Source organism: Lishizhenia sp. (assembly GCF_057456495.1).
Genome location: NZ_JBVCPV010000007.1, coordinates 1 through 14,124, shown reverse-complemented (window position 1 = coordinate 14,124; position 14,124 = coordinate 1). Strand labels below are relative to the sequence as shown.

At 39.0% G+C, this 14,124-nt stretch carries 9 protein-coding genes; 2 read left to right on the top strand and 7 right to left on the bottom strand.

The window, feature by feature from the left end; translation table 11 throughout:
• Positions 1–20 precede the first annotated feature (20 nt).
• The 5 genes from AC22ZQ_RS01170 to AC22ZQ_RS01150 form a co-directional block, all read right to left on the bottom strand.
• Positions 21–917: a TIGR01777 family oxidoreductase gene (locus tag AC22ZQ_RS01170; RefSeq protein ID WP_318956741.1), complete on the bottom strand. Its 897-nt coding sequence runs from the start codon at positions 915–917 to the stop codon at positions 21–23.
• Between the two features lie 73 nt (positions 918–990).
• Positions 991–1,443, bottom strand: coding sequence for a GNAT family N-acetyltransferase (locus AC22ZQ_RS01165; RefSeq protein ID WP_318956740.1), 453 nt, complete (start codon positions 1,441–1,443; stop codon positions 991–993).
• Positions 1,433–8,740, bottom strand: a complete 7,308-nt coding sequence (gene sov / locus AC22ZQ_RS01160; RefSeq protein ID WP_318956739.1) for a T9SS outer membrane translocon Sov/SprA — start codon at positions 8,738–8,740, stop codon at positions 1,433–1,435. The genes AC22ZQ_RS01165 and sov overlap by 11 nt, the downstream gene beginning before the upstream one ends.
• Positions 8,741–8,754: 14 nt before the next feature.
• Positions 8,755–9,330 (bottom strand): Holliday junction branch migration protein RuvA, encoded by a 576-nt coding sequence (gene ruvA / locus AC22ZQ_RS01155; RefSeq protein WP_318956738.1) that lies wholly within the window; start codon positions 9,328–9,330, stop codon positions 8,755–8,757.
• 2 nt (positions 9,331–9,332) lie between these two features.
• Positions 9,333–11,597, bottom strand: coding sequence for an NADP-dependent malic enzyme (locus AC22ZQ_RS01150; protein ID WP_318956737.1), 2,265 nt, complete (start codon positions 11,595–11,597; stop codon positions 9,333–9,335).
• A gap of 182 nt (positions 11,598–11,779) precedes the next feature.
• Between AC22ZQ_RS01150 and AC22ZQ_RS01145 the strand changes: the two genes are divergently transcribed.
• Complete coding sequence (locus tag AC22ZQ_RS01145; RefSeq protein WP_318956736.1) at positions 11,780–12,388, top strand: Crp/Fnr family transcriptional regulator; 609 nt, start codon at positions 11,780–11,782, stop codon at positions 12,386–12,388.
• 2 nt (positions 12,389–12,390) lie between these two features.
• Entirely contained in the window at positions 12,391–13,080 is a 690-nt protein-coding gene (locus AC22ZQ_RS01140; RefSeq protein ID WP_318956735.1) for an SIR2 family NAD-dependent protein deacylase, read from the top strand.
• Here AC22ZQ_RS01140 and AC22ZQ_RS01135 read toward each other — a convergent pair.
• Complete coding sequence (locus tag AC22ZQ_RS01135) at positions 13,077–13,598, bottom strand: DUF4199 domain-containing protein (RefSeq protein ID WP_318956734.1); 522 nt, start codon at positions 13,596–13,598, stop codon at positions 13,077–13,079. The two genes, AC22ZQ_RS01140 and AC22ZQ_RS01135, sit on opposite strands and share 4 nt — an antisense overlap.
• Positions 13,599–13,749: 151 nt before the next feature.
• Positions 13,750–14,124: VOC family protein (locus AC22ZQ_RS01130; protein WP_318956733.1), on the bottom strand; the 375-nt coding region annotated here is incomplete at its 5' end.

Below are 14,124 nucleotides of genomic sequence, written 5' to 3'. Positions count from 1 at the left end.
TTCATGGAGGAGGGAGCGGCCTAAGCACCTTTTAAAACGTGCTCAAGGGCTTGCGGTAATTCTTTGTATTTAAAGGTAAAACCTTTAGCCTTGACCTTTTCATTTGAAGCCTGAATTCCTTCTAACACCATTGTAGACATTTCTCCTAGGACAAGCTTCAATACGAATCCTGGAACGTTGGGTAGAACCAAGGGTTTATGTAGGACTTTTGCCAATTTCTCGGTAAAATCTTTATTGGTATTTGCATTGGCTATGGCATTATAGGTACCCGACAACTCTTGCTGGATGACATGACCAAACATACGTGTTAAATCGGTGATCGTAATCCAAGGCATCCATTGTTTTCCACTTCCCAAGGGTGAACCCACATACAGTTTAATTGGTTTTGCAATTGTTGCTAGCGCTCCTCCAGTTGGTGTTAAAACAACAGAAGTCCTGAGTTTAGCTACTTTACAAATCGATTGAAACAAATCTGCGCTTTTCTCCCATTCTTTTACAATGTGAGACAGGAAATCATCGCCGTAAGCATCTTCTTCTTTATATACCTTATCGTAATTATTTAAGGGGTAACAATTAATTCCAGATGCAGAGATGTACTGTTCTAAGGTATTACTGTGCTGAAAAACACTAAAGAGAAATTGTGTAGGTACAACCCGAGATGATAACAATTCTTTTTTACGCGCTTCTGTCCATCGGCTATCGGCAATACCTTGACCCGATAGGTTAATTAGTACCTGCGTACCTTCAATAGCATTAGCGTCTATTTTTTTCAGGGATGGGTTCCAATAATAGTAATTGGGGTCTGATTTCTCCTTACGCGAAAGGACATAAACTTGATGCCCTTCTTTTCTTAAATAATCTTGAAGAGCTTGACCTACCAAACCACTCCCACCAGCAATAACTATCTTTTTTCCCATATTCTTTAAAACGATTAGAACGGCGTCTTGTTCGTTCTACAAGATAGGATTAAGGAAAATTAAAGTGTGTTATTTATTGGTTAAAAAATAGGCGTCCGTTGTACCATTCTTTATCGATAGTTGCGCCAATTTTTTCGTAGAATTTAATTGCGGGTGTATTCCAGTCTAGCACTTGCCAATCCATGCGACGTACTTTGCGCTCTTTGGCAACATCTACCACCTTTTGGAAGAGTTGTACACCAATTCCTTTTCTTCGGTGCTCTTCTGTAATACAAATATCTTCGAGGTAAATACATGCGCCATTCCAAGTAGAATAATTGGTGTAGAAAATAGCGTAGGCAATAATATCTCCTTGATATTCTACCACAAATGATTCACACACTTTGCGCTCAAAAATGTCTATGGCTAATTGTTCTGGAGTATTGAAAACGGCATCTGGTTCGTTCTCGTATACTGCTAATTCAACAATCAGGCGATGAATTCCTGTCTCATCACCTGGTTGTGCTCTTCTAATATTATAATCCACCTAAGTTAAATCTTAATCTTAATCCTGTACTCATGTTACCTGTTGGGTAAGAAGTAGCAACTCTTGGATCTGTAATCGTTTGATCGTAGTAGTAAGATACCGTTACGTTTTGTCCGAATTGGTAATCTGCAGAAGCAGAAATCTTCACTACTTTTTGTCCGGCCGTTGCTTGCGTCTCATCCAATACGATGTTTCTAATTACTGTAAAGTTATCTCTGATTGAGAAGTCAAACCTCACATTCACATCTGAAGATTGCACACGCTTACCACCAAACTTCAATGGCAATTGAACATCGCTAAACTTGTACCCTGAACCAATAATGATTTCATTTCCTAAAGTCTCAGTAATTTGATTATTCGCCAATGAAAGTGAAGCTGATCTATCTTTGTTGATTTCAAATCGCGTTAACAATCCGTTTTTACCAATTTTCCAGGTAGCATCAAATCCAATTAATGGAGAGAAACTTTCCATCAAACTTACGTTCTGAATTTGCTTCGCAGAAATGAAGTTATTCTTTAAATCTCGTGATGTTGGAGATCCGTTTACGATATCAGCATTCAAGTTCGTTTGCATTCCTGTTACGGCAACCGTTGAAGAATATCCATGACGAATTGTGAAGTTACGCACATGTTTTTTCATGAACTTGTATTTCGACAGTCCATTATAGGTAACATTCCAATTTGGTAATGGAATATTACGGATAGGGTTAACATTTTTATCGTTGATACTTCTTCCTGAATATGCCGTTAAGAAGGCTCCAATAACAACATCTTGCTGTCCGCCAAAGTAACCATCATAGTAACCTGCAGAATCTACTGATGAATTTGGATTCCCCTCTCCTAGCAGTTGCGAGACTAACAATCTATCCTCTCTCATTTTATCGAAAGTGTAAGAGTATTTCTCGTCATACAAATCATTAAATGCCGTTCCGATAGAAATCGTAGAATACGTCAATGTATTGCTTGTAAACCTACCTTGAGGAGAGAACACACCTGAAGAATCTGCTCTGTAGAATTCCGATTGGTTTTCCGTAAAACTTCTGTTCATGGTTAAATCTATCTTCACGTCTTTCAACGGCTCTAAACTCATTCTACCTGTAATGGTTTGCGAATGTGTTATCGTATGCGGAGAATTCAACATTGGATTATTTACCAACCAACCATTGGCTTCTGCCGTAGGTGCCAGTAAAAAGCCATTGCTACGACCCCAGATATCTCTTTGTTGTTTACCCACTAAGAAACCGGCCATTGGCGCTGAATAATTTTCAGAGAAACCTAATATTCTTGTTTCTTGGTTGTACCCCGGTAATAAACTACCATCGTTCAAGGTATAAGATCCTGAAATCGTTCTTACACTCATTAAACCTCTTACCAAGAATCCTGTAACTGGATGGAAATCTTGGTTAAACTTCTCTTGGTTTTCTTCTATTCTTTCTTCTTTACGCTTTTCACGTTCTTGTTCCTTCTCCCATTTTTTCAATTCTCGCGGCGTCATATTTGCCGTGTCAGCTACCTTAAGTTGAGACGGACGTTTTGGTCCTACCCCACCACGGATACTTCTTCTTGGAGATCTCGCTGAGCTACCACCTGAATTCACTTTTTTGAACAACTCTACTTTGTTGTACAGCGTATTCAAGTTCATTTGTGTAGTGATATTTATGTTACGCGAATTCTGAATCGTATTTCCAAAGTCTTCTTGTCCCAGTAATGAACGTTGCCATTCATATCCTCCCGTGTAACGAACATTCGTATTCATGAAATCCAATACCGGAATTTGATCCAGCGGTAATTTATAGGTGAAATCAAAGTCATGATTATAACGCATGGTCTTACCTAAAGTATTCATCTGCGAACGAATAGAATCTCTAAACTGCTGGTACAAACCTGGTGCTTCTTGCCTGTCTACCTGACCCTCTGGCTCATCGAAAATTGAATTGTTATTGGCTGTAATATTAAACTTCAAGTTTTTGGTAATATCATAACGCATGTTATACCTTCTTTGCCACGTGAAGTTCTTCAAGTAGATAGGTTGAAACTCGAAAGTTGTACCCAAGTTGTTTCTAATTTTACGTTCGTTGTAAGAACGCATTAAATCGTTTTGGAAACCTATACTTTTTGGTCCTAAATAGAAATGTGCATCTCTAATAATTCTCAACCAATCTGACTTATTCAAGAAACTTACATTCTTCAAAGGCTCAATAAGCAAAGGTGTACCCGAATAGGTATAATTCAATCCACCTCTGTAGATGTTTGTTCTATCGTACTCTGTATTAAAGTCTCTTAGTAATTGTTCACTCTGGGCATACGACAAAGAAAAGTTCTCAATATCCCACAAGTGAACGTCTTTACCGGGTTTTCTTTCTTTCCTTACATTGGTAAAGTTGAAAGATTTGGTCAAACTATAATCCTGTCCTTTTCTGGCTCTTTCTTTACGTTCGTTAACGCTATATTCACTCAACTTAATATCTGGGTTGAATGGATCAAATTCTGGCGTAACAACTCCTAAAGAATAAGAGTAATAGAAAGGAACCGAAATTCTAGCTTTCTTACCTAAGAATTGACCTAACTGTGCATTGGTAGAGAAGTCAAATGAATACTGTGTATTTCGTTGACGTTCAGAAACACTTGCGTCTATAGCTCCCCAGTTTGTTCCACTGTAAGTCCCCGCAACGTTTACGTTAGCGAAATCCGCCAACTGCATTTGCACTTGAGCCAAGGCTGCAGATCCTCCTGAGCTATTAAAGTCAGACAAACGCAACTCATTCACCCAAATCTCAGCACATTTTGCGAAACCATCGTCATTCCATGGGTGATCCGCGTTTTGCCTTGGATTACGCACACCTATCATCAAGGTACGCATACCTTGTAAGTTAGGGTTACCCTTCACCTTAATGAGTTTGGTAGCATCATTCGGGTCTGGTACTACATATTCTACTGTTTTAGAAATTGAACTACCTGGAACATCTGCCAAGTTGTTTCTTTCTTTTTTAGCTTGCAGTAAATCTTCGAATACGATTTCTATGTTATTCTCTTCTGGCCAAACCTGTAAAGGAGAGGCACTTTGGTTAAAAGCTGTAACTTTTAGAGGGATTTCGTACTCGTAATAGTTTTCATCGAAATCTGTACCCATACGAATGAAGACGGTTAAATCATCATCATTCAACGGAGCTTGGAATTGATCTCCCTCGGCGTGCACAAACATCTTCAGCTTTTCGTAGTTCCTCACGTCAAACTCTACATTCCTGTACGCTGCTCTGGCATCACCATCTTCTAATTCACATACCTCAAGGGTAAGTGCTTGTTCGTTTAATTGACGTTGGTATGTTTGTGATGGGTCTATCTCTCTTGAGATGCCCGGAGGCGTTACATAAGGAATAGGTAAACGCTGATCGTGTTGTTCAATATTTACCGCACCAATATTGAAGTTGGTAGCATTTGGATCTACCTGCACTCCATCTCCCGGAGCCTTAAGATCTTCTGTATACCTTCTCCATTCTCCTCTAATAAATTCTAATTTGGCAAACCTTAAAATTGTACGTTCGTTAAAGTTCGTCATGAACATACGCATGAAACGTATAGACCTGAAATCTGTAATTCCGTTGATTACATCATCTGGGTTTTTCACTGGAATTCTAAACTGGTACCATTTTCTAGTACGGTTTCCATCTTGGTAAGATCTTTCATTAATAATGTAGTTCTTACCTACTTGCATATCATTCTGACGCAAAGAAACTTTGTACTGGAAATATGCTTCAGACTCCCCTAAATTGTTGTCTGCATTGATATCTTCAATATCTGGAGTAATAGAATATAAGGTTGGATATCCGTCTGCATTTTGGGCCGCATACATTTCTGGAGTAGGTGAATTTCCTTCGTGTTTATTGAAGTTTTTATACCTATCCAAAATGTCTAATTGCTGTGCATCATAAGCATCATCTCTGTGGAAGTTGTAATTATCGTTAGAGATATCACTCAATAATTCAGTTTTAACTGCTGCCGGTAAATTGGAAGAATTGATCCAATTCACATAACTCGCATAAGCGGATTTTTCTTGATCGTCGTTCCATCCATCCAAACCTAAATCTTGGAATTCTCTATAAGCTGTGTTCGGATCAAAGGCGTTAACAATTACTTGAGAAGAAGACAATCTTGACCAGTTCGTGGTATCTATATTATTTGTATTTACAGCATCTGGTGTAGGTAATCCACTTTCGTATCCTTTTCTTGAATCCGGTAAAATATCTTCTGATATATTCCCTAAGTTGAAATATAAATCACCACCACTGTGCGGAGTATTTGGATCAAAATCTTCTTGATCTTTACAGAAAGGATCCATCATCCAGAATTGGATGTACTCAATATTTGTTTGCTCAAAGTTTGTCGTGGTTAAAGCACGCATGATACCTGCCCAACGTTCCTCAGGATTGGTGAAATCACCATTCTGGTCTACAGTATTGGTCGTATCATAGTTGTACATCCCTCTTTCCTTAGGATAATACGCTAAATTCATCACCGTAAGGTTAGGAATAGAACCAATCGGTAAATTCAAATTAGGGAACAATTGACCCTGAGAAACCACACACGTTAAATCGTTCTCAATCAACTCTGGGTTTTGCACAATGTGATCAGGCGTTTGGTTATCAGAACGATAATAAAGCGGTTCAATAGCATACCAAGCCATGTGGGCTCTACCGTAACCAGCCGCCAAATTATCTTTTAAAGATGCTTCTGGGAATAAAGCATTTTGTCCCTGAGGAATAGAGGCCAACTTCCAGGTTGTGTAATTACTTTTCAAATCAATTGTCGACTGAGACCCTTCGAAATCATCAACGTATGAAATACCTTGTCGCGTTACCGCTCTCGGCGTTCCTGGAATTAAGTGGGCTGCTTCTGCTGTAACGTTGATTGTAGATTTAGCTTTCGTTGAAATCACAGGCAATAAATCCACCAATTTTGTAAGTAATGGAACTTCCCTTCTTAAGGCCAAATCTACCCCTATTACATTATTTCTAAACGGCTCGTCTCCATAATCTACCTTTTGAGTAATGGGTTTTTCAGTCATCATCATCCACGTAGCTCCTAAGTTAAAATCAGGATCGAACATATAGTTGGCATGACCTCCCATTAAAGTTTTGGATTGGAAACCAAAAACGGATTGACTTTCAATATCAATTTGAATAGGTGTATTCGACTCTAACACCCCTGTATTTAATATTTTAACTCTACCTAAGTTATAATCCACGGTAAAATCTTGCCCCTCAACCAAACGAATTCCTCCTGCTGTTACCGTTACTGCCCCTTCTGGCACGTTTAAGGCATTCAATGGAATATCAGAGGAAACGGAAGATTTGTACTCTCCTTTAAAGAGGAATCTGTTTTTACTTGGAATCTGTTCTGCTGCGATTTGAGTACTGTCGTATAATTCTTCAAAAACAACATTGTCTATCACTACCTGAGCAATACCTTCATCTTCCATCTCTTTTCGAATGGTCTTTCCGAAAGGTTCTATGGTGGAGAAGTAAATTCTACCATTACGGGTATTGATTGTACCTCCATTCACCGCCATGTTATTGGTGAAATTAATCGGCACAAAGTCAAAGACCCCATCCTGTTGTGCACGGTTGTTTTGATTCAACCTATCCATCCCAATCACGTCTACCAACTGTCTGTCGTCTATTTGAGGCAAAAAGTTAATCGGTAAAGATGTTTCTGGGTTGTTGTAGAAAACATTCAGTTTAAATCCATCTTGACTCACTTGGTAAGCACCAATAGAATAAACGTTTTTCATCATCAAATCCCATAATTTGTTTCGAGGATTCGTAATGGTTGGTTTCAATAATTTCAAGATTAAAGCATCCTGACCTTCTACACCATCGGTTGAGAATTCACCCACTTGGTATACTCTGTCTCCATAGGTATACTCGTAAGCAACGGCCAATACTTCATCAGAATTCAAGGGTATGTTCACAGAGATATACCCTAACTGCGCATTGTAAGTAAATTCGTTTGTCGTTAATTTTCTTGCATTCTCAACTTTCTCATATTCCATGGCTTGGTTAAATGGCCCTGGAGCAGTTACTTGATTTGAAAGTGTTACCACAGCATTGTTGAAAGAACGAATAGCTGCATTGCCCGACGCCCACTCATAAAGAGCATTGGCTTCGTTATCCGGCAAGGCTTGGTTTTGGGTATTTCCGTATCCCGGAGCTCCTTCCCAGTTTTCTTGTTGTCCTTCCCCTAAATCGGTGAAGGCTAAAATATTTCTTGTATTGTCTACTGTATTCTGACGGTTGGTTACCCAAACTTCAATACGTGTAATGTTTACGATAGAATTAATCACAGGTACAGTCGCCAATGCTTCGTCGTAGTGATTTCTATGGTAATAGTTTAAGAAGTAGTGACGGTTGGCCTCGTAGTTATCTGCCTTCAATTCAAACTTCTTGATTTGCGCACCACCTTCTATATTAATCGTTTGCTTTTGACCTTTAGAGGATGCTGCAATGGCATCAACCGTTAAACGACCAAATTTCATTCTTGTTTTTACCCCAAACAAGGTTTGTGAACCTTGAATTAATGAAGTATTCAAAGGCATAGAAACGTTACCCGCCTCTAATTTTTGAATGATCTGATCTTCGTCTCCTGTGTATTCTAATTTGGTAACATTATCAAATTGAAACTGTGCTTCGGTATTGTAAGATGCACCCAACTTCATTCTATCCCCAATCTGTCCTACCAAGTTCAACTGAATACGTTGTTGGAAGTCAAAACGCACTAAAGTTCTTTGACGTTCTAGTAATACTGGATTGTCATAACGAGAAGCAGCAACCCCAAAAGAAAGTTCTACTGCCCCTTGTGGACGAATATTAATTTCATCTGAACCAAAAACATTGGCAAAACCTGGACTTTCAATTTTAATAGGAATCTCTAAGGGTTGTCCTTGTTGGTTTTGATTTTCAACCTTTTCTTTCCAGTAGTCGCGCATTTCTTTTTGGCGCTCATACTCGATGTATTCCTCCAAGGTCATCATAGAAGGATTTCTGTAATCCAAATCACCCATTTTCTCACGGAAAACATATTTTCCAGTTACGGGATCATACTCTATAATCAATTCTACATTCGAAGGATCCCCTAAATCAAAACTTTGAGGATTATTTTGAGTAGGATCAATTGGGTTCTCAATTTCGTACTGTAGCTCAATACTGTCTGGATGCGTTTGCGCTCTTGAGGCGTGCGATCCGAACAATACTATAACAATACCAATTAAGGCAAATTTTAGAAAGGTAAATCTATTTCTCACAGTTAATAATCAGCTTAAAGTATTTTTAATGAGAGCTTAATTAACTCCTCAACACTTTCCTCACCGGTCGATACTTTATCCAACGCTTTTTCAGCAGCTTTCTTATCGAAACCTAATGAGACTAATGCAGTTAACGCTTCAAAGCGCTTCGTATTGTTCTCAACAAAAATATTATCCGAAGAAAATTCGAATTTGGCCATTTTATCCTTGAGGTCAACGATTACACGTTGAGCTGTTTTGGCACCTATACCTTTTACACTTTTAATGGTGTTTACATCCTCACTTACGATGGCCTGAGCAATATCAGAAGGAAGCAAAGATGACAACATTATCATCGCCGTGTTCGGTCCTATCCCCGAAACAGAAATTAGATGATTGAACATTTCTCTCTCATCCGTTGTAGCAAATCCATATAAGATTTGAGCATCCTCTCTTACCACAAATTGGGTAAAAATTTTGATGGCTTCCTCACTTTTGATGGCTGAAAAAGTATTCAATGAAATTTTCACTTCATATCCTATCCCACCACACTCAATAATGAGGTTGGTGGGGTTCTTTTCTACTAATTTCCCGTTCAGGTGTGTAATCATAATTATTTGTTTTGGGCGTCAACAACGGCAACTTTCACCATGTTCACTATTTCTCTTACAGACGAACCAAGTTGTAAAACGTGTATAGATTTTTTCAAACCTACTAAAACAGGACCTATAGCCTCTGCTTCTGTCATTTCCTGCATTAATTTATAAGCAATGTTACCTGCCGATAAATTTGGGAAAATCAACGTGTTTACTTCTTTGTTGGCTAAATCTGAGAAAGAGAATTTCTCCATTTTCAATTCATTGTTCAAAGCAAAATTGGCTTGTATCTCTCCATCCACAGAAAGTGTTGGGTATTTTTCGTGAATGATACGTGTAGCTTCAGCCATCTTGTTAGAATCCTTACCTGGCGCAGAACCAAAGTTAGAGTAAGACAATAAGGCGATACGCGGGTGTACTTTCAGTTTTCTAATTGTACGCGCCACGTTATCTGTGATGTCTGCAATTTCCTCTGCTGTTGGATCAAAGTTTACAGTAGTATCGGCCAAGAAAAGAGGTCCTTTCTTCGTCATTAAAATGTACATACCTGCAACCTTACTTACGTCTTCTTGTGTTCCAACCACTTTCAACGCTGGTTTTAATACATCAGCATATCTACGTGTAGCACCAGAAACCATCGCATCAGCCTGACCACTTTCCACCATCATAGAACCAAAGTAGTTACGCTCACGCATGATTTGAATTGCTTCAAATTCTGTATATCCTTTACGTTTTCTCTTTTCAAAGAATTTCAATCCAAACTCTTTACGACGCTTATTTTCTTCGTCTGCCTTAGGGTCGATAATCTCAACTTCAGGGAATTCCATGCTGTATTCATGGATCATTTCCTCTATCTTATCTTTTCTACCTAATAATATTGGGAAGGCAACACCTTCTTCGTAGGCCGTTTGCGCCGCTTTTAAGATCTTGTAGTTATCTGCCTCGGCAAACACCACACGTTTTGGATTACGCTCTGCTTTATCGGTAATGTTTCTTACCAATTTATTATCCAATCCTAAACGCTTCTTCAATTCTGACTCGTATGCGTCCCAATCTTCAATGGGTTCTTTTGCAATACCAGAATCCATTGCTGCCTTAGCAACTGCTGGCGCAACGTAGTAAATTAAACGAGGGTCTAATGGTTTTGGAATGAATTGGTCTCTACCGAAAACGATACTCTTCTCACCGTATGCCTCACTTACCTCATCCGGAACCGACTCCTTTGCTAAGGAAGCAATTGCATGAACAGCTGCCAATTTCATTTCTTCATTAATACCCGTTGCTCTAACATCTAAAGCTCCCCTAAAAATGAAAGGGAAACCTAATACATTGTTCACTTGGTTAGGATGGTCAGAACGTCCTGTCGCCATGATTAAATCTTCTCTTACAGACATTGCCTCTTTGTAAGGAATCTCTGGTTCAGGATTCGCCAATGCAAATACGATAGGATCATTCGCCATAGATTTCACCATATCTTTCGATATTACTCCACCTCTAGACAATCCTAAGAATACATCTGCACCCTTCATTGCCTCAGCGATATCCATATCGAAATCATGTACGGCAAAATGCGCTTTGTTCCCCGTTAATCCTTCGCGCTTTTTAGACAACAAACCTTTGCTGTCAAACATGTGAATATTGTTAATATCTGCCCCTAAAGCACAGTATAATTTCGCACAAGACATTGCAGAAGCACCTGCTCCAGAAACAACAATTTTCACTTCATTGATTTCTTTCCCAGCTAACTCCAAAGCATTCAACAAGGCCGCACTAGAAATAATTGCTGTACCGTGTTGATCATCGTGCATAATAGGAATATCTAATTCCTCTTTTAATCTTCTTTCTATTTCAAAGGCTTCTGGAGCCTTAATATCTTCTAAGTTAATCCCTCCAAAAGTTGGAGCAATCGCTTTAACTGTCTGAATGAATTTTTCAGGATCTGTTTCGTCTACTTCGATATCAAATACATCAATATCCGCAAAGATTTTAAACAACAATCCTTTTCCTTCCATCACTGGCTTTGAGGCTTCAGGACCTATATCTCCCAAACCTAAAACTGCAGTACCATTGGAAATTACTGCTACAAGGTTTCCCTTGCTTGTATATTTATATGCGTCTTCTTTGTTTTCTGCAATTCTCAAACAAGGCTCTGCAACCCCTGGAGAGTACGCTAACGATAAATCGCGTTGTGATGAATAAGGTTTAGTTGGAATCACCTCTATCTTCCCTGGCTTCCCCATTGAATGATAGTCTAATGCATCTTGTTTTTTTATCTTAGCCATGTGTTTTTTTCTTTCTAATGTAAGCGCCTAAAATTAACAAAATAGCTGAGAGATTACCAGTCGTACTGCAGGTATATTTAATTTAAACACATTCATGCGCTAGGGTTATTTTTAGAAATGATAAAATCCTTTACATAAGCTTCCAAGGAAAGTTCTTAACTTTAAATCAGAAAGCAATGGTCATGACAAATTCTACACAAGCACAGGCACGAGAAGTATTAAAAAATTTCATAGGCGAATTTGGCATGCTCACCCCTCAAGAAACCCAATTGATCTTAGACAACTCCACCCTCAAGCTGTTTAAAAAAGGGGAGTTTTTACTGAAAGAAGGACAAGTTTCGCAACATTGTTATTTTGTTCTTGAGGGAACTATTCGCGAATACCATCTTCAAGAAGGCGAGGAGAAAACAACGGCATTTTACACAGAATACGATCCTGTAAATGCTTTCTCAAGCGCTTTAGAACAAAGTCCTGCACAGCAAAACCTCATTGCCGCAGAAGATACCTGGGTCACCGTTGGAAGCCAAAGTATAGAATTGGCCATGTGTCAACAAATTCCTAGATTAGAACACATCATTCGAAAAGAAGTTGAAAAAAACACAGGCAAACTACAGCGAGAATTTGCCCAATTTATAGCATCGAGTCCGGCACAACGCTATCAAAACTTATTGGTTCAAAAGCCCGAATTGTTTCAACGCGTCCCCCAACATCAAATTGCTAGTTATCTCGGTATTACCCCTGAATCTTTAAGTAGATTAAGAAAAAGGCTACTCGAAAAAGAAGAAAAATAAACATGAAACATTTAGTAGTATTAAGCGGAGCGGGCATGAGCGCAGAAAGCGGACTAGGGACATTTAGAGACGCAGGCGGATTATGGGAACAATATAAAATTGAGGAAGTTGCCACTCCGGAGGCTTGGGCTAAAAACCCTGAGCTGGTTACCGAGTTTTACAATATGCGCAGGAAGCAATGTATGGAATGTAACCCGAACGAAGGCCATCACATCTTAGCTGAACTTGAAAACGATTTTAAAGTAAGTGTAATCACTCAAAACATAGACAACCTTCACGAAAGAGCGGGAAGTACTAATGTACTGCACCTGCATGGCGAAATCATGAAGGTAAAAAGCAGTGGACCCAAACAGGAAGAAACCTATTACGATTGGCACAAAGCAGAGGTAAAACAAAGCGATGTATGTCCTGACGGCTACCCTTTACGCCCTCATGTAGTGTGGTTTGGAGAAGCGGTTCCTGCCCTAGACCAAGCTGCAGATATAGTAAGCACGGCCGATTTGTTTTTAGTTGTAGGTACCTCTCTGCAAGTTTACCCGGCCGCGAGTTTAGTGCACTACAACCCACTGGGTACTCCAAGTTACCTCATCGATCCTCACGCCGATGAGTTCCGCCTATCTCAATTTAAACAAATAGCCAAACCTGTAACTGAAGGTATGGCTATATTTAAAGAAATAATCAGCAAAAGTTAGCCATTAGAAACACCTTCCTCCTGCTTTCTTCTAATGGTAAATTTAAAATGTTGAATTGTTGCGATGATAGCTCCTGTTACCACCCCCATGATCAAAGCTCCAATAACACTTTGAAACATATAACTTTCCAAGTTAAAAAAAGCTTCCGCCTCTTCTATGGTATTATAATACCCCATTTCAACTGAAAGGGGAATCACATTTTTAAAGTAATTTGGAGTAATATAAACAGAGGTAATATATTGCGAAAGAGGTGAAAGGATAGCCACAACCACAGAAATTTTTACAGCCGTTAAAAATGCTTGTATAAAATTAATACTTCCGTTATACACCTTGATTCGTTTTTCCTTCATCGCCAAAACAAAAACAAGTATTGCTGGAATGGCAAACAAATTGGTCAACCACATATGTTTATCCAAATGTTCATCGTGCCATCCTAAAGCCTTTTCCATAACCATCCAAAGCAAGGCTACAAGGGTAAATATCACACCCCACCTAATTTCTAAATTCCAATTTTTCATAGTAGCAGTAGTTTTCTGGCAAATTAGAAATTAAATTTAATAAAACACTGCGTTCACAACAAAGTGTAGGAAAGAACCGAAAAGCAGCCATGATTTAAACAAAAAAAGCCGCAACAATATATGCTGCGGCTTTCTTCAATAATAGTGATAATTATAACGTTCCTCTATTTGCTTGTTCTCTTTCGATAGACTCGAACAAAGCTTTGAAGTTACCTGCTCCAAATCCACGAGCACCCATTCTTTGGATGATTTCGAAGAACAAAGTTGGTCTATCTTCAACTGGTTTTGTAAAGATCTGTAATAAGTACCCTTCCTCATCAGCATCAACCATGATAGATAACTCTTGCAACTTAGAAATATCTTCTTTCATCATATCTCTGTGTTCTCCTAAACGCTCAGGAATCATATCGTAGTATGCTTGTGGGGGTGGTGGTAAGAACTCAACTCCACGTGCTTTCAACTGACTCACTGTTTCAATGATATCATCTGTCGCTACCGCGATGTGCTGAACACCTGCTCCTTCGTA